Below are 23,431 nucleotides of genomic sequence, written 5' to 3' on the forward strand. Positions count from 1 at the left end.
GATTATATCAGAGTGCATTATTAAAAATATATATATCAATGATGGTAACCATATCATAACTCACAAGTGGGTTGGATATGGTTATTATTATGCCTTCAATTCAGTAAAGTGCAATCATGAGAATTTCGAAGAATTGTATTAACTTTGCATAATAATTTAAATGAATATGAAATCTGACATTGAGATAGCGCGTAGCATTGAGTTGACCAAGATTAAGGATATTGCCAGAGAAGTTGATATCCCTGTTGATCACATAAGCAATTATGGACGATATATAGCAAAGGTCAATGAAGATCTGATAGATGAAGAAAGAGTAAAAAAGAGCAACCTAATCCTTGTAACAGCAATTACTCCAACCAAAGCCGGAATAGGAAAAACTACTGTATCAATAGGCCTTGCTCTAGGTCTTAACAATATAGGTAAAAAAGCCATTGTCGCACTACGCGAGCCTTCACTTGGTCCATGTTTTGGCATGAAAGGTGGCGCTGCAGGAGGTGGCTATGCTCAGGTTTTGCCTATGGAAAAGATTAATCTTCATTTTACAGGCGATTTCCATGCTATCACTTCAGCACATAATATGATCTCTGCACTTCTTGACAACTATTTGTATCAAAACAGAGATAATGGATTCGGATTGAAAGAGGTGCTTTGGAGAAGAGTACTCGATGTAAACGACCGTTCTCTTAGATATATTGTGACCGGTCTGGGACCAAAGTCAAATGGTATAACTCAAGAGTCTGGATTCGATATAACCCCTGCATCGGAGATAATGGCTATATTGTGCCTTGCTACCGACGAGAAAGATTTAAGAAGAAGAATTGAGAATATCCTTTTAGGATTCACTTTTGATAATAAGAAATTTACTGTTAAAGACCTTGGCGTTGCCGGTGCAATAACAGTATTGCTGAAAGATGCATTGTCTCCAAACCTTGTGCAGACTACTGAGCATACAGCAGCCTTTGTTCATGGTGGTCCTTTTGCCAACATTGCTCATGGATGTAACTCCATACTTGCTACAAAGATGGCTATGACATTTGGTGATTATGTCATTACAGAAGCTGGATTCGGTGCTGACCTTGGTGCAGAGAAGTTCTATGATATAAAGTGTCGTAAAGCTGGCATAGAGCCTAAACTTACTGTTATTGTGGTTACAGCCAGAGGACTTAAGATGCATGGCGGTGTAGATCAGAAAAAGATTAAGGAACCTAATATGGAGGCTCTTATGAATGGTGTATCTAACCTTGACAAACATCTTCGTAATCTAAAAGCTTTTGGTCAGAGCATTGTCGTTGCGTTCAACAAATATGCGGAGGATGTAGATGATGAGATAGAATTCATTAAGCAGCATTGCAATGATAAAGGTGTAGGTTTCGCTGTAAACAATGCCTTTACAGATGGAGGAAAAGGAGCAGAGGAGTTGGCTAAGCTTGTTGTAGATACAATTAATGAAAATGCTTCTAAGCCACTTCACTATGCATACGAAGAAGAGGATTCTGTTGAGACTAAAATCTCTAAAGTTGCATGCAATCAGTATGGCGCGAGCATGATTACCTATAGTACAACATCAAGGAAGAAGATTATGCAGATTCAGGAACTTGGATACTCTTCATTCCCAATATGTATTGCTAAGACACAATATTCATTCTCAACCGATCCTAAGATCTATGGAGCAGTAGACAATTTCGAGTTCCATGTTCAGGATATTATAATCAATGCAGGAGCAGAAATGCTGGTCGTTGTCGCCGGTGAGATAATGCGTATGCCTGGATTACCAAAAGAGCCTCAAGCACTTCATATTGATATTGTAGATGGCGAGATAGAAGGATTATCATAAATAATATTTCTGAGAAAAGATATAAAAAACGATAATTGCTCTTTTACATTATTATTTATCCTCTCAGATTTAAGTTTAGAATTAGGTTATAATCCGCATTGATATAATATGTTCAATATCTTTAAAATAAGAATCCAGTTCTACAATAAAGTGGAACTGGATTTTGGTTATAATATAAATTGTTTAAATAAAATCTATACTAAATTGACTCTTACAGAGTAATCTTAATCTAAAGAACCATTCAGTGAAGGAACTAGATTTCTGTCTCCAAGAGTGTTGTCAACTCTTGCAACATTTATCCAGAACTTGTTCTCTTTTACTGATTCAATTGGATAAATAGCTTTAGATCTTGGATAACTGTGATTCCACTCATCAGCTACAGCCTCATATTCAGGATGAGGAGCGTTGACAAGTACATTATCCTCTTTGCTGTAGGTGCCATTCTCTACCTCTTTTATCTCTTTGTAGATACTCTTCATCACATTGATAAAGTTGTTTAACTCAGGAAGACTTTCACTCTCTGTCGGTTCAATCATCAATGTGCCATGAACAGGGAAGGAGAGAGTAGGAGCATGATATCCATAATCCATTAGTCGTTTGGCTATATCGTTTTCATCAATGCCGCTCTCTTCATGAATTTTTCTGCATTCCAATATCATTTCATGACCTACAAAGCCATTCTCGCCTCTGTAAACTATGCCATAGCTATCTTCAAGACTTGCTGCAAGATAATTGGCTGAAAGTATGGCACATTGAGTAGCTCTTTTAAGTCCCTCTTCACCCATCATGCTGATATATCCATATGTTATAGGAAGAATACCGGCACTACCGAATGGAGCTGCAGATACCTGATTTGTTGCATCACCAAAATGAGTATGTCCCGGAAGGAATGGAATCAGATGTTCTTTAACGCATACAGGGCCAACACCTGGGCCACCACCTCCATGAGGACTGGTGAATGTCTTATGAAGATTCAGATGGCACAGGTCTGCACCTATGGTTGCAGGATTGGTAATTCCTACCTGCCCGTTCATATTTGCTCCATCCATATATACCTGCGCTCCACAGCTATGAATGATATCACATATTTCTTTTATCTCACTCTCAAAGATACCATGAGTTGATGGATAAGTTATCATCAAAGCAGCAAGGTCATCTTTGTTTGCTTCAGCTTTATTCTTCAGATCGTTTAGATCAACGTTACCTCTATCATCACAAGCGCATGTTATAGTAGAGTATCCGCACTGAATGGCTGAAGCCGGGTTGGTACCATGTGCTGATGCTGGTATCAAGATTTTGTTTCTATGTCCCTGACCTATGCTCTCCAGATAACTACGAATAATCCTTAGCCCGGTATATTCTCCGGCAGCTCCTGAATTTGGTTGGAATGTTATTCCATCGAATCCTGTGATAACCTTAAGCTGCTCGCCAAGATTATTTATAAGTTCCTTGTATCCTAATGCCTGATCTTCCGGTACTAACGGATGGATATTCATCCACATAGGATTCGTCACAGCTATCATCTCTACTGCAGGATTCAGTTTCATTGTACATGAACCAAGTGATATCATTGAGTGAGCAAGTGATATATCTTTTCTCTCAAGACGCTTGATGTGTCTCATCATGTCTGTCTCGCTGTGATATTTGCTGAATATTTTATTTGTGAGGAAAGGACTCTTTCTTCTCAGCTCTTTCATTATAGAACTCTTCTCTGGAATCTCTTTAATCTCATTATATTCTCTTTCTGCAGCTACTGAGAAGATTGACACTAGCATATTAATGTCGCTGAGAGAAGTAGTCTCATCAATAGATATTCCAACATCACCGTTTACATAATATTTCAGGTTGATCTTTTTCTCATTTGCTATAGTTCTTATCTTTTGTGAAGAGAGATTTTCAGGTAATGCAAACCTAAGAGTGTCGAAGAATGAACAGTTTAACTGCTTGTATCCAAGTTTTACAAAAATCTTATTAAGTAAAGATGCTATGTTGTTTATCCTAATAGCTATATCCTTTATTCCCTCCTGACCATGATATACAGCGTAGAAACCAGCCATTGTAGCCAGAAGAGCCTGTGATGTGCATATGTTCGAAGTAGCCTTCTCTCTCTTGATATGCTGTTCACGAGTTTGAAGTGCCATTCTGTAGCATAGCTTGCCATATTTATCTTTTGACAGACCTATGATTCTACCCGGCATATTTCGTTTGAACTCATCTTTTGTTGCAAAGTATGCAGCAGATGGTCCACCATAGAATAGAGGTATGCCCAGTCTCTGAGTGCTTCCGAATACTATATCAGCATCCCATTCTCCGGGAGGAGTAAGAAGGGCAAGAGCCAAAATATCAGCATCAACTGCTACTTTGCATCCCGCTTCATGGGCTTTCTTTACAAATTCTCTGTAGTCTTCTATATTTCCACTGGCATTAGGATACTGTATTATGCATCCAAACATATCAGGAGTAAACTCAATATCCTTGTAGTTTTTCGAAACAATATTAATACCTTGAGGGATGCCACGAGTCTTAATCAGAGAACTTATCTGTGGGAAGACCTCAGTGTCGACGAATAGAGTATTAGCATTCTCTTTCTGTTGCTGTCTACTTCTTAATGAGAGCATCATTGTAGCAGCTTCAGCAGCGGCAGTAGCTTCATCTAGAAGTGAACAGTTTGCAAGAGGCATTCCTGTGAGATCACTCACAACAGTCTGAAATATCATAAGTGCCTCAAGTCGTCCTTGTGATATCTCAGTCTGATATGGTGTATATGAAGTATACCATACCGGATTCTCGAATACGTTCCTTTGAATCACAGCAGGCGTTATTGTGCCATACCAACCAGTACCTATGTAGGTTTTGAAAATTCTGTTTTTCGCGGCCAGAGCATTTATGTGTGACAAGAACTCAGATTCTGACATAGGTGCTTTCAGCTTCAAAGGATCTTTAAGTCTGATTTTTGAAGGAATGGTTCTGCTTATAAGTTCACCTAATGACTTAACGCCTATTCTTTTTAACATATCAGGAATATCACTTTCCCTGATTCCGATATGACGGTCGGATAACATCTCTTTCTTCATAATACTACATTAAGTTGGATAACATATTCAAAGGTTTTATCTGAAAAACGGGTTCTCGCTCTTTTCAGTTCCAATGGTTGTAGGTCCTCCGTGACCTGGGTAGACTACTGTCTCATTAGGAAGAACAAACAGACGGCTGCAAATATGTTCTTTCAGCTCATCGAAGTTTCCTCCTGCAAGATCAGCTCTGCCTATACTTCCTTGGAAAAGTACATCCCCGCTAAACATACAGTTTTCTTGTTTACAATAGAATACCAAACTACCAGGAGAGTGTCCTGGTACATGTATTGCTTGCAGTTTGGTATTACCAAACTCAATTATATTTTCATCACAAATATATTTACCCAGAGGAACCATTGGCTCTTCTAGTTTGAAACCGAACATTCTTGATTGTGCTGGTGCCTGCTCAAGCCAAAACTCATCAAGTTGGCTAGCCTCTGCTTTCAAACCGAACTCCTTTAGTATAAAAGGATTTCCAAAAATATGGTCGAGATGAAGGTGGGTGTTCAGAAGATGTTTCACGGTAAGGTTATTGCTTATGATATATTTCTTCAAAGCCTGCTTCTCTTCATCATAAAAGCATCCCGGGTCAATTATGACAGCCTCATTTGTACTATCAGAGAGAACGTAACAATTCTCGGGAAACATATTGAATTCAAATCTCTTAATTTTCATCACGATAAAAAATATTATCCATTAATTGGTACGTAAATAATTTTTTTTAGTCTCAAAAAACATCCCTTCGAAGATATCTTTCAAATCAGAAGACACAACCTTATGTTTTACAGGAAGTGTTTCGTTTTCCAACTCGCCACCTTTAAGACAGATAAGTCCGTTAGGTATGGAGTTAATCTGTTTGTCACTTATATTTTTCCTTATAATCTTAAGCAGATCATTTAACGGCATAACAGCTCGGCTAACAACAAAGTCGAACTTCGATTTCTCCTCCTCAGCACGGCAATGACGGAAAGAAACATTCTCAAGTCCTATGGCAGCAGCCACCTCACTTGCTACTTTTACCTTCTTTCCGATACTATCTACAAGGTGAAATTTGCAGTCAGGGAACATAATAGCCAAAGGGATACCTGGAAATCCACCACCTGTACCTAAGTCCATTATATCTGTGCCAGGCTTGAAATTAACAAACTTAGCTATACCAAGAGAGTGCAGGACATGATGCTCATAGAGGTTCTCAATATCCTTTCTTGATATGACATTAATCTTACTGTTCCAATCTATATATAGATCGTAAAGAGCAGCGAACTGCTCTTTCTGTTTCTGAGTTATATAAGGAAAATATTTTAATATTAATTCCATCTCACATTTTACGAAAAAATTATTACTTCAACATATAATCCTTAACTTCTGAGTAAGGTAACGAAAGAATAATCGAACCTACAGAATATGGAGCTATGTCGTATTTATTGTATAGGAAAGATACTTCATCTTTTCCTACTAAGAAATTATCGGAAATATACATATCCGATTCATTAAGAATACCAAGATTATTAAGGTCATTTATTCCATTAACCTTCTCATCTTTGTATTTATCGGATATATACTCAATTAGTTTGTCAAGAAGCATCTTAGATATAACCTTTTCTGAACTGGTCATAAAGATATCATTGTAGGTCAATAATGCTCCGCTTGTTTTGCTGAAGTTCATCCACTTTCCCCATTCATTAGGGTGGGCGCCTCCAGAATATTCAAAAAAAGTGGCTTTTACATTCATGATTCCGCTTTTTCCATCGGTTATGGTGCTGGAAAGCTTATACTCATAATTGTACCATGATAGGAGGTTCTTTTGCTCGGGATTACTCTTTAAATCCTCTTCATACAGTTTCCCAACCTCATTGTTATATGATGTAATATATGCATTTTTGAAAGAATCGACAGCCGCTTTCGGTGTCAGTGATTCATATTGTTTGCCCAAAAGTGTTGCATTAATAGTTTTGTTAATGGCTAAAGCTACAGAGTCTTTAGGAGAATTGAGAAAATCAACGTCTATGCTGATTTTACAGGAAGGTGATTTAGAGTTTTTATTAAGGCTTATATTCTCTTCGATTTTAACCTTTTCAATGCCTGTGTCATTTTGCTTATTATCTTTGCAGGCTACAGACAAAAAAATCAAAGATGATAATAAGTATATTCTTATATTTGCTATATTGCTTTTTTTCATAACGAAATAACATTTTGAACACTGTTTTTTCAAAACATATCTGTACAAATATAAAATAAGTTCTTTAAAAACTGACTAAAAAGTGACAAAATATCACCTCACATTTGTTATAGTAATATGAACAAATTAGGTGCTAGTTAGTTATTATTGTAAACGATTTTAATAAAAATAAATTATGAATAAACTTTTAAACAAGATTTTCCCATTAACAGGGATGCATTGTGCATCTTGCGCCAATAATATTGAAAGGGCATTGAGGAAAATGGACGGTGTGGAGACCGTATCAGTAAACTTGGCTTCATCATTACTAAATATATCATTCAATCCAGAAATTATAACTCCTGAGCAGATGATGAAGAAGGTTCAGAGTATAGGATATGATATGATAATAGAAGAGGATGACCCTCTGGAGGAGCAGGAAAAAGCTCAGCAAAAATACTATTCAAGATTGCTTAAGAAGACCATAGTAGCATGGGTTTTTGCAATACCTGTTGCAATCATGGGCATGTTCTTCATGCTTGAAGAGGGAATAAATTGGTGGATGTTGTTATTTACTCTTCCAGTGCTATTCTATTCGGGAAGTGACTTTTATGTTAATGCTTACAAACAGGCACGCCACTTCACTAGTAATATGGATACTCTTGTTGCATTAAGTACCTTTATTGCTTTCATGTTCAGCTTGTTCAACACGCTTGTACCTTCTTTTTGGCTGGAGAGAGGACTTGTACCTCATGTATATTACGAGGCTGTAACTGTTATCATAGCTTTTGTGCTTATAGGTAAACTTATGGAGGAGAGAGCTAAAGGTAAGACCTCAAATTCTATACGTAAACTTATGGGACTTCAGCCAAAGATGGCGCATGTTGTTGTCGACGGAGAGGTAAGAGAGATGCTGATAAGTGACCTTTCAGTAGGAGATATGATAAGTGTACGACCAGGAGAGAAGATTCCAGTGGATGGAGTTATAGATAATGGTGAGACATATATTGATGAGAGTATGATTAGCGGTGAGCCTATTCCTGCTGAGAAGAAGGTTGGCGATAAAGTGTTTGCCGGAACAATTAATACCACCGGTTCCATAGTAATGAGAGCCAATAAGGTAGGAAGGGAGACCATGCTTGCTCATATTATTGATATGGTGAGAGAGGCGCAAGGCTCAAAGGCCCCTGTTCAGAGGATAGTGGACAAGATAACAGCTGTATTTGTCCCGGTAGTCCTTTTGATTGCTATATTGACTTTCGTTATATGGATTGTAGTTGGTGGCACAGAAAATATATCTTATGCTATGCTGTCGCTGTCTCAGTTCTAGTCATAGCATGTCCGTGTGCTCTTGGACTTGCTACTCCTACAGCTATGATGGTTGGCATAGGTAAGGGAGCAGAGATACACATGCTTGTAAAGGATGCTGTTGCTCTTGAACTGATGAGAAAGGTTGATGTGGTTGTTCTCGACAAGACAGGAACTGTAACAGAGGGCCGTCCTGAGGTGACAGGTTGGCTGCATCAGTCAGGATGGGAAGATCAACATAAGGGTATATTGTATGCTGCAGAATTGAAATCTCAGCACCCTCTGGCACAGGCCATTGTAGAGGCATTTGAAAAAGAGGGCGTGAAACCTGAAACTATAGATTCTTTTGAGAGTATAACAGGACTTGGTATCACAGTTACAAAAGATGGCAAGAGATATTGGGCAGGAAGCAACCGTATGTTCGAACTACATTGTGTTGAATTATCAGAGGAACTTAAAAATAAAATAGCTGAATTCCAGAATCATGGAGAGAGTCTTGTGTACTTCGGTCTGGAAGACAAGATACTTACAGTCCTCTCAATAAGTGACAAGATAAAACCTACTTCTATTGACGCGGTAAAGATTCTACGTGCACACAGGAAACAGGTTATTCTTCTTACAGGTGATGGTCATCGTACAGCTCAGGCGGTAGCTGGAGTTATTGGAGTAAACCGATTTATCTCTGAAGCTTTACCTACAGATAAGGAGAATGTAATAAAGGAACTTCAGGCTCAGGGTAAGGTTGTTGCAATGGTAGGGGATGGTATAAATGACTCGCAAGCATTGGCAAGAGCTGATGTAAGTATTGCCATGGGTAAGGGAACAGATATTGCTATGGACGTGGCAATGATAACTCTTATCACATCCGATCTTATGCTCCTTCCCCGCGCATTTTCTTTATCCGAAAAGACGGTAGGATTGATACGTCAGAATCTCTTCTGGGCATTTATTTATAATGTTATAGGAATACCTATTGCTGCCGGAATACTGTTCCCATCGTATGGCATATTGCTTAGTCCAATGATTGCCAGTGCTGCGATGGCATGTTCTTCTGTGTCTGTTGTTCTCAATAGTCTCAGCCTAAATTGGAGACAGATATAAATCTTAATCTAGAATTACAAGATTGAATGATAATAATCAAAAGCAGAGTGCTGCTATAAAATAGAAAAGAGAAGGCAATGCCTTCTCTTTTCATTTATTCTCTTCATTGTTAGGTTTCGTTGTAATCTTTTTATTATTCATCCTTCCACTTCTTTTCAAAGCTTCTGCTATAATCCATTGCAACTGACCATTAGTAGAACGGAATTCGTCCGCTGCCCATTTTTCGATGGCATCCATCGTTTCGGCATCTATTCTTAGGACAAAACTTTTATTTATATCTTTCTTTGCCACAAATTAATGATTTAATGTACCAGAGTTAATTACTGGTTGAGCAGGCTCATCTGCACAGAGTACTACAAGCAAGTTGCTCACCATTGCTGCTTTTTTCTCTTCATCAAGATCAACGATTTCTTCATCGGCAAGTTTATTGAGTGCCAATTTGACCATGCTTACTGCACCTTCAACAATCTTTTCACGTGCAGAGATGATAGCTGTTGCCTGTTGTCTTCTCAACATAACGGCTGCAATTTCAGGAGCATAAGCAAGATAGTTTATTCTAGCCTCTACGACTTCCATGCCTGCCATGTCAAGTCTTTCATTAAGTCTCTTCTCAAGTTGGTCATTAATCTCTTCACCACCTCCTCTTAATGTAAGTTCATCGCTTCCATGTTCACTCTCATCGTATGCATATTCACCAGCACTTGTCTTAAGGCAGCATCGCTCTGTACAGCAACAAACTCTTCGAAAGCCTTCATACGTCCTGCTACAGTAACTCCTATTTGTCCGTTTCCCTTATCTGCCATAGTCTGCGCATCTATCTCGAACATTGCACGGTATGTGTCTTTAAGTTTCCAAACAAGCACCAAACCTATCATAACAGGATTTCCTATCTTGTCATTTACTTTGATTGGTTCTATATCTAAATTTCTTGCTCTTAAAGAGAGTTTTTTCTTGTCCATGAAAGGGTTCACCCAAAAAAATCCGGTCTCTTTGCAGGTTCCTTTATATTTACCGAAGAAGACCATTGCACGTGCTTCATTTGGCTCTTGAGAGAAGTAACCAGGCATAAGTACGATAAAAACAATAAAAAGTGCAGCTGCAATAGGTATAGATAATCCTTTATTATCTCCCCAAAAGATAATATCAAGTGCAATCAATGCAGGCACCACTATTAAATTAAGAAATAGGACCATGAAACCATTCAATGTTGTCCCGTTAAAATTTAATTCTTTGTTTTCCATTTGTTTGTTGTATTAAAGTGATATTAAAATGATATCACAAATATATAGGTTTGTTTTATTAATATCCTAATATTTAGAGAAATATTTTTTATTTTTTTGTTTATGTTGTCGAGGCAATTTTTGCTTTCAACTTAATTATTCATTGCTAAACATAATCTCCATATTCATTATAAATCATGAAAAAACCATTTTTTAATGAATAATAGTAGAGTGAAGTTTGTTTTCTCCATAGGCGATAGTTAAAATTTCGACTTAATTATTTATTAATAATGAGAAGGTGATTACAAAAATTAATCAAACTCGTCTTGTAAAAAAGATAGAATAAGTATGCAAAATAGAGTTGTTCAATTTTTATTATTGATGTTGCTGATGTTGCTGATGTTGCCGGTAGAAGCGCAGAACCTGTCGGGACAGCGCTATAAAATCGCAGCTTGCGACTGGATGATGCTTAAAAGACAGAAAATAGGTGCTTTCCAACTGATGAAAGAGTTGGGAGGTGACGGAATTGAAATGGACATTGGCGGTCTAGGCACTCGTGATACATTTGATAATAAGTTTCATCAACCTTATTTTCAGATTCTGTTTCCAGAAACTGCAAGGAAATACAATGTAGAAATAGCATCAGTAGCAATGTCAGGTTTTTATGGACAATCATTTCTTACTCATAATAATTATAAGGTATTGATTAATGATTGTATTGCTACAATGAAATGTGTTGGGGTAAAGGTCGCTTTCTTACCATTGGGAGGTATTAAAGAAGATTGGACTAAGCCAGGACAAGCACGTACAGAGTTGATTGAACGTCTACGTTGTGCAGGAGATATGGCTGCTAAAGAGAATATGGTAATAGGCATTCGTACTCATCTTGATGCAAAGTCTGAACTGAAGTTACTTAAAGAAATTGATTCGGAAGGAATAAAGATTTATTACTCTCTTCAAAATGCATTGGATAATAAACGAGATGTATGTAAAGAGATAAAGTTACTAGGAAAGAAAAGGATATGTCAGATTCACTTTAGTGATACAGATGGAGTAACACTTCCATATAATAAGCGCTTTGATATTAATAAAATAAAGAAGACGCTTGATAAAATAGGGTGGAGTGGCTGGCTGGTTGTTGAACGTTCTCGTGATGTAAATGATATACGAAGCGTTAAGAAAAACTTCGGTACAAATATTCAATATCTGAAAAATATATTTCAAAAATAAGTAAAGAAATTTTGTTAATATAATAATTATAATCTATGAATTTAAAACAAATTAGAAACTTGTGGTACCTGATCGGAACTATATGGTTCGCATCATGTGCTTATGGTGTCGATGACAGCGAGAGATTTACGATCGATGTCACAAACACTCAACTTGAATCGCCTAAGTTGGGAAATGAAAATTTTTCTGTTATGGCGAATACTGATGGTTCGGAGAGCGTAGTAGTGAACTGGCCACTAGTCAGTGGGGCAGTTGGTTATTTGGTAAATGTAAATATAGTAGATGACCCAAGTTCTCCTGTTGTATTGATAAAAGATAGTTTAGTTGATGGATGTTCTATACTCTTTCAAAGACTTGAAGATACAAAGTATGAGTTTTCTATTAAGACTATCGCTAATCAGAAGCTCAATAATAAAGATGCTCTAGAATCTACAACTTTTCCTTATAGTACAATGATTAGTGCTGTAACTATTCCGGAAGGACAAGATATAGCAGCATTTATCAATGCAAATCTAACAGATAGTAATGTAGAACAGGCTTTCGAACTTGAGGGAGGAAAACAATATACTATGAATAGTCTTGTTGATTTTCGTAACAACTACATTACACTACGTGGATCAAATAAGAAAAACCGTCCTACTGTAACTGTAGGTTCACAAGGAGGTTTAATGACTCAAAATGGTTTGAAAATAAAATTCATCAACTTTGACTGTTCTTCTTTAACTGATGAAAGTGGTTTTATAGGTTTAGGAAAAACTCCTGATCCTTCAACTAGTTCAGAAAGTAAGGGATATACAGCTTTGGGTGCTGATAAGAAAGCTTATATAATAGATAATCCTATTATCATTCAGGAGTGTAATATTAAGGGCCTCAATAATCGTCCTATCATACATAACAATAAAGTTGGATGGTGTGTAAAAGACTTCAGAATAGTTGATTGTATAGTACAGATGAATTTTGATGGAGCTGTAAGCAACAATAGCTTTATATGTATGGAGAATGTAGATTGGACTAAACCTACTACAACATCTATTATATGTAACTTGATGGTTAAGAATAGTACTATATACAATCTTAGCAATGATAGCAAAAACCGTTTTATCAGATTCAGTACTCAGGTTAATCCTAATCAGGTATTTGGTACAGGTTCAACCTCTCAATTCATATTTACTAATAGTACAATTTCAAAGGTAATGAGTGCTAAGGAGATGGGTAATAATGTGAAGAACTCAAATCTGTTCTATTCAGATGTAAAGGGATGTATATTCTACGATACATGGAGGTTGCAGAAACTCTTCCAGGGCAATTGGGTAAAGAGCTGGGACAAGAATACAATATTTGGAATTTTGAATACTGTAGATGCTACAGATGCTAAATATTGTACAACTGAGGATCCTCAGTTTGTTGGTCCTATTGATAAGGTACTCGATCTATCACAGGTTAATGGTGGAATCAACTTTAAACCTCAAGGTGCAAATGCTGTAAGTTGGGCAGCTGGTGATCCTCGTTGGTACGAATAATAACAGAGAAAATTAAGAAAAAATGAAACATAATAGACTAATTAGATTTGTTGTTGGGCTATTTCTGACCTTATTAATGGTAATGCCACTATCAGCTCAGAAAGTTCAAACATATAAAGGTATTATTGTGGACCAGTCGGGAGAACCGATAATAGGTGCATCAGTAAAAATAGTAGGTACATCAACCGGTACCATTTCTGATTTTAATGGAAACTTCACAATAAACGTTCCGGAAGGTAAACAGTTGGAAGTATCATTCATAGGATATATTACTCAGAAGCTAAGTAAGTTTACAGATCCTAAAGTTGTTCTTAAAGAGGATTCACAACAATTGGAAGAGGTTGTTGTTGTAGGTTATGGTACACAGAAAAAAGCACATCTTACAGGTGCCATATCTACAGTTCCGGTAAATGAAATTCAAGACTTGACTTCAGGTAACCTTTCAAGCACACTTAGTGGTTTGGTTAATGGTCTTAGCGTAAGTGGGGGTGAATCCAGACCAGGAGAAAATGCTCGTATTTATATACGTAACAGTGATGCTTTATCTTCTGTTGGTGGTAATGCTCAAGAACCACTTTTCGTTATAGATGGTTTTATATATCCTAATGAGGTTAAGGTTGGAAACAACACAGAAAATCTTGGTTCTACAGCTTTCAATAATCTAGATCCTTCAGTTATCGAAAGTATCTCTGTATTAAAAGATGCAGCTGCTGCTGTTTATGGTGCTCGTGCTGCTAATGGTGTTATTTTAGTGACTACCAAAAAAGGTAAGATGGGCGCTCCTAAAATTGGCTATAGCGGATCATTCGGATTTACCGATGAGGTTTCCCGCCCAAAGATGCTGAGTGCATATCAATATGGAAGACTATATAACTCTATAGCTGCAGCAGATCCTAAAAGTACTACACTTGATCATCTATACGATCTTTTCCAAGCAGATGAGCTTGAAGCTATGAAAGGATTGAATTATGATTTATTGGATAAGTATTGGGAAACCGGATTGACACAAAAACATAGCTTAAATGTTAGTGGAGCAACCGAAAAAGCTAACTATTTTGCTGGTATATCATATTTTGATCAGTCTGGTAATTTAGGAAAACTTGATTATGACCGTTGGAATTACCGTGCTGGTGTAGATGTTAAGGTCAGCAAATGGCTGAAAGCAAACTTACAGATCTCAGGCGACTATTCTAAGAAGAATAAGCCAAATGTAAAAGTAGGTGGTACTAATGATGAAAAGGATTACAACCTTCTACTCACTCATCCATATTATATCCCTGAAGAGGTTAATGGCTATGCTCTAGCATCTTATGGCCCTAGCAACCTTGAGAAGGACCAAGATCAGAACTACTCTTTCTATACTTTGCAAAACTCAGGGGATTATAGCAAATCTATGACCTCAAATTTGAATATCAACGGTAGTTTGGAATATGATTTCGGATGGAGTAATATATTGAAAGGACTTAATTTACGTCTCTCTTATTCTAAAAGTATAAGTACTGATAAGGGTAACCAATACGGTTCTTCATACAATATTTATAAGATGGCAATTCGTTCAGGTAGTGGACAGCATCTTTATACTCCTATTTACGGATATGATGAAGCTTACAACGAGTTGATGTCAGAGAGCAATTTCTTACTTGGAAATAATGGATCAGCAGTTCTAAATGGTGGTAGTGGAACAGGTTATCTATCACGTAATATGAATCGTACAGATAGCTATCAGATAAACTTAACAGCTTCATATAGCCGCCAATTTGGTAAACACTCTATTTCTGGTTTGTTCTCAATTGAAAGATCTGAAACAGAGAATGAATACCTCTATGGATATGTAACAAATCCATATGAGTTTACAACAGGTCAGTCAAACTCTGTAGGCTCAGGCAGTGAAATGTCTACAACATTTACTCGTGCTGAGTCAGGCTCATTGTCATATATCGGTCGTTTGAACTATGTATACGCTGACAAATATCTTTTGGAATTCTTGTTCCGTACTGATGCATCAACAAAATTTGCACCTGAAAACTATTGGGGTTATTTCCCATCACTCTCTGCTGGATGGATTGTTTCACAAGAGGACTTTTTCAAGAATGTAAAATGGATTGATTATCTAAAATTACGTGGATCTTTCGGTCTAACAGGTCGTGATAATACTGTAGCATGGCAGTGGATGCAGACATATGCTACAGATAAAGATAAAGGTCCTGTTATTGGCGTTGGAACTGGAAATAATGCAGGTAGTCATATTACTCTTAATAAGAAAAACTCTGCTGTAAACCGTGATGCACATTGGGATAAGTCTTATAAAGCAAATATCGGAGTTGATTTTAATGTACTTAATAATCGTCTATCTTTCAATATTGACGGATATTATGAATGGAACAGAGAGATGTTGTTGAACTATTCAGCATCAATCCCTGGTACAGTTGGTACTCAGTCTGCAAAGGTTAACTATGGAAAGATGGATAGCTATGGAGTTGAATTGTCTGCTACATGGAGAGATCGTATCGGTAAGGACTTTAAATATAAAATTGGAGTTAATACGGGATATACAGACAATAAAGTATTGCTTATGGACTGGGAGACAGACTATATCTATCGCCAGATTCAGAAAGATGGTCGTACAGATGTTGGAACATGGGGTATGCAGTGTTTAGGAATGTTCCGTTCTTTCCAGGATATAGAGGAGTATTTTGCTAAATATAACATCACATCATATATGGGCAAAACAAAAGATCAGGTTAGACCAGGTATGTTGATCTACAAAGATGTACGTGGTAAACAACAACCTGACGGTACATATTTAGGTCCTGATGGTATCGTTAGTGATGAAGATGATCAAGTAAGACTTTCAAATCGTTCAAATCCTTATGGATTTACAACAAATCTAGGTGCAGAATGGAAAGGCATCTCTATCTCAGCTCAACTATCAGCTAGTTGGGGAGGTTACAGCGTTTTACCTACATCTGTTTTGAAGACAGGTTCATCAATAGAGATGACAAATATGCCATCTTTCTGGAACCCTGATAATATGTATTCTTACCAGAATGTATACGATAATGCAGGTAACTTGGTTGTTGTTGAAAATCGTGATGCTAAATATCCTAACTTACAGTATGCAACTGTAAATAGTGTGGCATCTACTTTTTGGAGAATAAGCGGAACACAGGTTAGACTTAATAATCTTACTCTAGCTTACACTATTCCATCAAGATTCACTAAACTAGCTGGAATTGAGAGCTGTAGATTAAATGTTACAGGTCAGAATTTATTGAGTTTGTACAATCCTTATCCTGAAAACTTCATGGACCCAATGATGAGTTATGGAAGTTATCCAACTTTGAGAAAGTTTACTATTGGTGTTAATCTAACATTCTAAAGACAATATGAAAAGAAAAAATATAGCAGTTTTAGGCATTGCTTTGATGACAACATTTGCTTTCTCATCATGCAGTGACTCCTTTCTGCAGGAGTTAAAGAACTATGATATGACAAACTCTGAAGCATACAACTATTACAGTGGTGCTAAAGGACGTTTGGATGACATTATTTATTGGTCATTGCCAAGTGCAAATGATACACCAAACTGGAAATATGGAAGTTCCGGTTTGTCTGATGACCATTCAAAAGCAACGGAAGAATATGCTGGATTCAGTCCTTTTGTTGACCCTGAAAAACCTATGAAGTCACTTTCCGGTGGTCTTCAAGAAGTTCCAGACTATTTTAACGGAACTGATAATGGAAATATTCAGTATATGACATGGGGACGTATCCGTAATATCAATGATGCTATTGCGGGAATAGAAGGAAGCACACTTAGTGATAAAGAGAAAAATGAATTATTAGGTCAAGCTTATTTCTTCCGTGCATGGTGCTACTATCTGATGGTTAAATGGTATGGTGGTGTTCCAATCATTACAGAAGTACAAGACCCTGTTGAGACTTCAGTTGTACCTCGTTCATCAACTAAAGCTTGTATTGATTTTATCTGTTCAGACCTTGATAAAGCAGCCGAGATGCTTGCACCATTCACAACTAATGGTGGATGGAACTCTGAGAATTACGGACGTGTTACATCCGGTACAGCTTTAGCATTGAAGGGTAGAGTACTTATATTGTGGGCTAGTCCTCTCTTTAACCGTGCTAATGATAAGACAAGATGGGAGACAGCATATGATGTAATATCTAAATCTATTCCTGTAATTGAGTCATGTGGAAATGCACTAGTAGCTGAAGGCAATGGAGGCAACTATGCAAAGAATTGGGCTAATATTTTCGTAACTTGTGATAACAATCCTGAAGCTATATTCTTTACTAAGTATAACACAATTGCTGATGGAGGTGCACCTGATTATAGCCGTAACAATACATGGGAAAATGGAATACGTCCAAGTAATGCTAATGGAGGTGGTGGAAAAACTCCTTCTTCTATGATTATTGATATGTTCCCTATGGCAGATGGAAAACGTCCTGCTACATGTAATACATACTCTCTGCTAGAGGCTTCTGAAGAGGGATATGATCCTAATTATCCATTTATGAACCGCGATCAGCGTTTCTACCGTACTTTTGCTTTCCCTGGAGTTAGATGGACATTTAATGGTGACCCACGTAATACAGGAAACAATAACCCATATGATGGAAGTACTTATGAACTTTGGAATTATGTATGGTATACAAGTGCTGAAGACCGTAACAACATAGAGAGCACTAAGCAGTATGGATCAGATAATCTTCTTGCTAATGCAAAGGGTATGTATGTACGTAAGCGTTCTGATGATAAGGATATAAATGGCTCTCCACTATATGAATTTGAGGCTTCAAGCCGTGGATTCAAACGTTCTGCTGCTCCATATATTGAAATAAGATATGCTGAAGTTATTCTAAATTTAGCTGAGGCTGCATGTAACTCTGGCAACTTAAGTGTTGCTGTAGATCAACTAAAACGTATCCGTTCACGTGTTGGTTATACTGCAGACAACAACTACGGTCTTCAGGCTAATCTAACTTCTAGTGAGGCAGCTTGTATGTCAGCTATCCTTTATGAACGTCAGATAGAGTTTGCTTATGAGGGAAAACGTTTTGATGATCTTCGTCGTTGGATGTTATTTGATGGTGGAGCTGGTCATGTTGAAGGAGCACCAACATCATGGACACTTACAGGTTGGGGTGGAAACACATGTACTTATCTAGGTTTCACACCACTAAACGGAAAACGCCGTGAGATAATTGAATTCCGCGTAAAGAGTGATTATAAAGGAGGTCTTGGAGGTAAAGAATGGACAATAGGTGGAACAAATCCTGATCCATTGAGTGGCATAGCAAGACCAACTGCAATTAACTTCAGCCAGGCTCCAAATAAGGTAGGCCCTTGGCTTGAGGCTTTGAAGACTTGGTATTCTACTTATCTTGAAAGAAATACTAAGAAGGGAGATTCTTATGATTCTAATCATATCCCTCTTTATATGAATTTCGAGCCATACTACTATTTCCTTGGCCTTGGTCAGAAGGCACAGACTGTTAATACAGCGTTGGAACAGAACATTGGATGGCAAGACTATAACAAGGGTGGAACGAATGGTACATTTGACCCTTTAGCAGAATAAAATAAATATTTATAAATTGAGTCTGGTAAGAACTTTTGTACTTACCAGACTCTTTTTTATTTTTATATTTATAAAAGGCGAAAAGCATGATTACAAATATGAATTATGAGCGTCTATATAATATATAAAGAATTACAACGCAAAAATAAGAATATGATATGAGGAAAAAGAGATTGATATTTGCAATGTGTATTGCATCATTTTTGCAACTAATATTGCAAAAGCACAATATCCTGTGATAACAGATGAGGCTAAGCAGAAATTTGATGAGATGAAAAAGGAGTTGAACAGCAGCTCTGATTCAGCATGGGCAAAAGCTTTGCCAATAGTAATGAAAGAGGCAACTCAAGGTCGTCCATATGTGCCATGGGCAAGTCGTCCTTACGATCTTGTACAGGCAAAGATTCCTGCATTCCCTGGAGCAGAGGGTGGTGGTATGTTTACAGCCGGAGGACGTGGCGGTAAAGTTATTACTGTGACTAACTTGAATGACAATGGTCCTGGATCTTTTCGTGAAGCTTGTGAGACCGGAGGAGCAAGAATTATAGTATTTAATGTTTCAGGTATTATAAAATTGAGCAAACCGATAATAGTACGTGCTCCATATATTACAATAGCAGGACAGACTGCTCCCGGAGATGGTGTATGTATTGCAGGTGAATCTTTCTGGGTAAATACTCATGATGTTATTGTACGTCATATGCGTTTCCGCAGAGGAGAGACAAAAGTACATCATCGTGATGATTCATTCGGAGGTAATCCTGTAGGTAACATTATGATTGACCACTGCTCATGTACATGGGGACTTGACGAGAATATATCTTTTTATCGTCACATGTATGACCCAAGTGAAGGTCAATACAAAAGCACAGATGAGAAACTTCCTACTGTAAATGTTACAATACAAAATACTATATCAGCAAAGGCTCTTGATACATACAATCATGCATTTGGTAGTACACTTGGTGGAGAGAACTGTGCTTTCGTACGCAATCTATGGGCTAGTAACTCTGGCCGTAACCCATCAATAGGATGGAATGGTATATTCAATTTTGTAAACAATGTAGTATATAACTGGGTACATCGTTCATCAGATGGTGGTGACTATACAGCAATGTTCAATATGATAAACAACTATTATAAGCCGGGACCTGCAACACCAAAGACAACTAATGTTGGACACAGAATTCTAAAACCTGAAGCAGGAAGAAGTAAACTTGACCATAAGGTATATGGTAGAGTCTTTGCAGAAGGTAATGTTATGGAGGGATACCCTGAGATAACAAAAAATAACTGGAATGGAGGTATTCAGATTGAGGAACAGAACAATACAGATGGTCATACGGGCTATATGAAATCAAATGAGCCTTTTACTATGCCTTTTGTTAATATAATGTCAGCAGATGAGGCATATAGTTACGTCCTTAAGAATGTGGGTGCTACTATTCCTTGCCGTGATATCGTAGATGAACGTATTGTTGATGAGGTTAAGACAAATGTACCATATTATGTGAAGAAGTTACCTAAAGATGCATATGGTGATGTTAGCGGTTTGTCAGATAAGTCTCAAGATAAAGATGGCTATTTCAAATATCGTAGAATGGACAAAGACTCTTATAAGATTGGTATCATAACCGATGTTCGCCAGATGGGAGGATATCCTGAATATAAAGGAGAAAAGTACATTGATAGCGATATTGATGGAATGCCTGATGCATGGGAAAAGGCTAATGGTTGAATCCACTAGACGCTTCAGATGCAAACGGAGACTGCAACGGTGATGGATATACTAACATAGAGAAGTATATTAATGGTATCAGCACTAGCAGTAAGATTGATTGGAGAAATCTGAATAACAATTATGATACTCTTGCCTCAAAAGGTAAGTTGATGTAATATTTTTGGCAATAAATAATTAATCTGATATGAGAAAAGTAATATTATCATTAGTTATGTTGTTTGTGGCATTTGCCGTACAAGCTGTGGAACTTGATAAAGAGGAACGCGATACGGCATATGTCTCATCTATAGTGAAACGTTCGAAAAAGATTGTTGATAAACTGAATATAACTGATAAAGCTTCTATAGAGTCTGTTACAACAATAATTGCTAATCGCTATTTTAAACTTAATGATATCTACACTGCCCGTGACAATAAAGTAAAAGAAGCTAAGAATAGTCTTACAGGTCAGGCAAAAGAGAGTGCAATTAAGTCGGCTGAAGATGAGAAAGATTCAAAACTTTATCGTTCTCATTTTGCTTTTACAGCCGATTTGTCACTTTATCTTGATGGAAAGCAGATAGATGATGTTAAAGATGGAATGACATACAATGTGGTAGATGTAACATATAAAGCAACTGTTGATATGATACCTTCTCTTAAGAATGAGGAGAAGGCTCAGATTAAAGTTTGGCTGATAGAAGCTCGTGAATTGGCTATCGATGCCGAATCATCAAATAAAAAGCATGAAGTTTTTGGAAAGTATAAAGGTAGAATAAATAATTATCTATCTAAACGTGGTTATGATTTAGTGAAAGAGAGAGAAGCATGGTATGAGCGAATAAAAGCTCGTGGTGGTTCTATCTGATTTGATTTAGGGTTTTATTATTTAGCAAGAGCCTGTCTGATTTTTATCGGATAGGCTCTTATTATTTTATAGTTTTATCCATATAAGAATAATATTAAAATGTTACTTAATGTAATTTTGTGTTCTTAATGAATGGTAAAACATATATATTTGTTTCATGAAATTTATACTAGAGAAAAACACTTATACTCATCCTATAGGCCATATAGCTGTATTCAGTAATAAAATAGCTTATTTATTTGATGAAATCAATTTTGCGGAGTGCGAAAAGATAGATATGTTACTTATGAGTTTGTCTATCAACTCTTCACTTTATAATGTTTAGCTTATGCATTTGATAGATATCTTAGTCTTTCTACTCTTTACAGGAGGTATCGTTGTTTTCGGTTGTTCTTTCTTCAACAGAAAAAGCTCATCAGATGAGTTTACCAATGCAGGCAGTAACATCCCAGGATGGGTTGTTGGTATGAGTATTTTTGCAACCTATGTAAGCAGTATAAGTTATCTTGGCTATCCGGGTAAAGCTTTTGCCGGCGATTGGAATGCATTTGTTTTCAGTCTTAGTATACCTTTTGCTTCATATTTTGCAGCCAAATATTTTGTACCATTCTATAGATCTCAATCTTCTATTTCTGCCTACTCATTCTTGGAAAAGAGATTTGGTAGATGGGCAAGATTGTATGCATCTTCCTGTTATCTGCTTACGCAGGTAGCTCGTATGGGTAGTATCTTATATCTTCTTGCGCTGCCAATGAATCAGCTCTTCGGATGGGATATACCTACAGTTATAGTCGTTACAAGCATTATGATAGTTATATATAGCATAGTAGGTGGCATTAAGGCTGTAATATGGACAGAGGCTATTCAGGGAATAATACTTATAGTAGGAGCATTGGTATGCCTTGTCGTGTTGCTATTCAGCATGCCTGAAGGCCCTTTACAGACTTTTGAGATAGGCATGAAATATAATAAATTCAGCCTTGGAAGTTTTGGCGCAGAACTGGATAAGAGTACTTTCTGGGTCTGTTTGATATATGGTATATTTACTAACCTGCAGAACTATGGTATTGACCAGAACTATGTTCAGAGATATCATACAGCTAAGAACGAAAAGGAAGCGAAGTTCTCAGCACTTTTTGGAGGATATCTTTTCATACCTGTAAGTGCGGTCTTCTTTCTTATAGGCACTGCTCTTTTTGCTTACTTTAAGGTATATCCAGATCTATTGCCTCCGGGTACAAAAGCTGACTATGTATTTCCATTTTTCATTGTTAACAAATTGCCGGTTGGACTGACTGGTTTGCTTATAGCAAGTATATTTGCGGCAGGCATGAGCACCATTGCTACCAGTGTAACAAGTAGTAGTACAATTCTTATGACCGATTTCTACTCTATGATAAGGAAAAAAGCTGGAGATAAGGAGAAACTTATGGTACTAAAGTTAGGCAGTTTGTTGATTGGACTGCTAGGTATATTTGTAGCTATAGCCTTTCTTCAGGTTGATAGTGCATTGGACGCATGGTGGGCATTGAGTAGCATATTCAGTGGAGGCATGTTAGGACTCTTTCTTATTGGTTATATGAGTAAGAAAGTTCGTAATATAGATGCTATGATTGGTGTTGCTTGTGGAGTAATCCTGGTTATATGGATTGTTCTAAGCTCATATGTTCATGCAAATCTAGCTATCGTTTTTGGTACTATACTTATTTTCCTTGTAGGATTTCTATCTTCTAAATTAATAGGAAATATCAGCAAGAAATGAGTACATAGAGCAAGGTATCTCGTCTTTTCA

General features: G+C 37.1%; 13 protein-coding genes and 3 pseudogenes. 10 read left to right on the forward strand and 6 right to left on the reverse strand.

The genetic code is table 11. The features are described 5' to 3' along the window. The first annotated feature begins 166 nt into the window (after nucleotides 1–166). Nucleotides 167–1,834, forward strand: a complete 1,668-nt coding sequence (locus tag JCM15092_RS05490) for a formate--tetrahydrofolate ligase (RefSeq protein WP_024993783.1) — start codon at nucleotides 167–169, stop codon at nucleotides 1,832–1,834. 224 nt (nucleotides 1,835–2,058) lie between these two features. Here JCM15092_RS05490 and gcvP read toward each other — a convergent pair whose 3' ends face one another. The 4 genes from gcvP to JCM15092_RS05510 are packed head-to-tail and all read right to left on the reverse strand — an operon-like array spanning nucleotide 2,059 to nucleotide 7,087. Continuing rightward, nucleotides 2,059–4,908 (reverse strand): aminomethyl-transferring glycine dehydrogenase, encoded by a 2,850-nt coding sequence (gcvP, locus tag JCM15092_RS05495; RefSeq protein ID WP_024993784.1) that lies wholly within the window; start codon nucleotides 4,906–4,908, stop codon nucleotides 2,059–2,061. A 36-nt stretch (nucleotides 4,909–4,944) separates the two neighbouring features. Next, nucleotides 4,945–5,583, reverse strand: a complete 639-nt coding sequence (locus JCM15092_RS05500; RefSeq protein WP_024993785.1) for an MBL fold metallo-hydrolase — start codon at nucleotides 5,581–5,583, stop codon at nucleotides 4,945–4,947. Between the two features lie 21 nt (nucleotides 5,584–5,604). Next, entirely contained in the window at nucleotides 5,605–6,225 is a 621-nt protein-coding gene (gene rsmG / locus JCM15092_RS15085; RefSeq protein ID WP_148296601.1) for a 16S rRNA (guanine(527)-N(7))-methyltransferase RsmG, read from the reverse strand. A 22-nt stretch (nucleotides 6,226–6,247) separates the two neighbouring features. Next, complete coding sequence (locus tag JCM15092_RS05510) at nucleotides 6,248–7,087, reverse strand: RsiV family protein (protein ID WP_024993786.1); 840 nt, start codon at nucleotides 7,085–7,087, stop codon at nucleotides 6,248–6,250. A 175-nt stretch (nucleotides 7,088–7,262) separates the two neighbouring features. Between JCM15092_RS05510 and JCM15092_RS15090 the strand changes: the two are divergent. Continuing rightward, nucleotides 7,263–9,475 (forward strand): annotated as a pseudogene (locus JCM15092_RS15090) (heavy metal translocating P-type ATPase). 90 nt (nucleotides 9,476–9,565) lie between these two features. On the opposite strand, the gene JCM15092_RS05520 reads toward JCM15092_RS15090, so the two are convergent. Together JCM15092_RS05520 and JCM15092_RS15095 are read right to left on the reverse strand one after the other, a co-directional pair. Beyond that, entirely contained in the window at nucleotides 9,566–9,766 is a 201-nt protein-coding gene (locus JCM15092_RS05520; RefSeq protein WP_024993787.1) for a type II toxin-antitoxin system antitoxin, read from the reverse strand. A 3-nt stretch (nucleotides 9,767–9,769) separates the two neighbouring features. Further along, a pseudogene (locus JCM15092_RS15095) lies at nucleotides 9,770–10,716 on the reverse strand (SPFH domain-containing protein). Nucleotides 10,717–11,076: 360 nt separating this feature from the next. On the opposite strand from JCM15092_RS15095, the gene JCM15092_RS05530 reads away from it, so the two are divergent. The 8 genes and pseudogenes from JCM15092_RS05530 (at nucleotide 11,077) to JCM15092_RS05565 (ending at nucleotide 23,401) form a co-directional block, all read left to right on the forward strand. Further along, complete coding sequence (locus JCM15092_RS05530) at nucleotides 11,077–11,925, forward strand: sugar phosphate isomerase/epimerase family protein (RefSeq protein WP_235782284.1); 849 nt, start codon at nucleotides 11,077–11,079, stop codon at nucleotides 11,923–11,925. A 35-nt stretch (nucleotides 11,926–11,960) separates the two neighbouring features. Continuing rightward, nucleotides 11,961–13,445 (forward strand): DUF4992 family lipoprotein, encoded by a 1,485-nt coding sequence (locus JCM15092_RS05535; RefSeq protein WP_024993789.1) that lies wholly within the window; start codon nucleotides 11,961–11,963, stop codon nucleotides 13,443–13,445. Nucleotides 13,446–13,467: 22 nt separating this feature from the next. Further along, on the forward strand, nucleotides 13,468–16,824 hold the full coding sequence (locus JCM15092_RS05540) for a SusC/RagA family TonB-linked outer membrane protein (protein ID WP_024993790.1): 3,357 nt from the start codon (nucleotides 13,468–13,470) through the stop codon (nucleotides 16,822–16,824). 7 nt (nucleotides 16,825–16,831) lie between these two features. Continuing rightward, on the forward strand, nucleotides 16,832–19,051 hold the full coding sequence (locus JCM15092_RS05545) for a RagB/SusD family nutrient uptake outer membrane protein (protein ID WP_024993791.1): 2,220 nt from the start codon (nucleotides 16,832–16,834) through the stop codon (nucleotides 19,049–19,051). A 172-nt stretch (nucleotides 19,052–19,223) separates the two neighbouring features. Further along, nucleotides 19,224–20,947: pseudogene (locus JCM15092_RS15100) on the forward strand (polysaccharide lyase). A gap of 29 nt (nucleotides 20,948–20,976) precedes the next feature. Continuing rightward, complete coding sequence (locus tag JCM15092_RS05555) at nucleotides 20,977–21,639, forward strand: DUF3826 domain-containing protein (protein ID WP_024993792.1); 663 nt, start codon at nucleotides 20,977–20,979, stop codon at nucleotides 21,637–21,639. A gap of 157 nt (nucleotides 21,640–21,796) precedes the next feature. Next, complete coding sequence (locus JCM15092_RS17190) at nucleotides 21,797–21,964, forward strand: hypothetical protein (protein WP_159101373.1); 168 nt, start codon at nucleotides 21,797–21,799, stop codon at nucleotides 21,962–21,964. Nucleotides 21,965–21,967: 3 nt separating this feature from the next. Continuing rightward, the gene (locus JCM15092_RS05565; RefSeq protein WP_024993793.1) at nucleotides 21,968–23,401 is read left to right on the forward strand and encodes a sodium:solute symporter family protein; all 1,434 of its coding nucleotides are present in this window, start codon (nucleotides 21,968–21,970) and stop codon (nucleotides 23,399–23,401) included. Nucleotides 23,402–23,431 lie beyond the last annotated feature (30 nt).

The sequence above is a fragment of the Phocaeicola paurosaccharolyticus JCM 15092 genome, from assembly GCF_000613805.1.
In the GTDB taxonomy this organism is placed as follows: domain Bacteria; phylum Bacteroidota; class Bacteroidia; order Bacteroidales; family Bacteroidaceae; genus Phocaeicola; species Phocaeicola paurosaccharolyticus.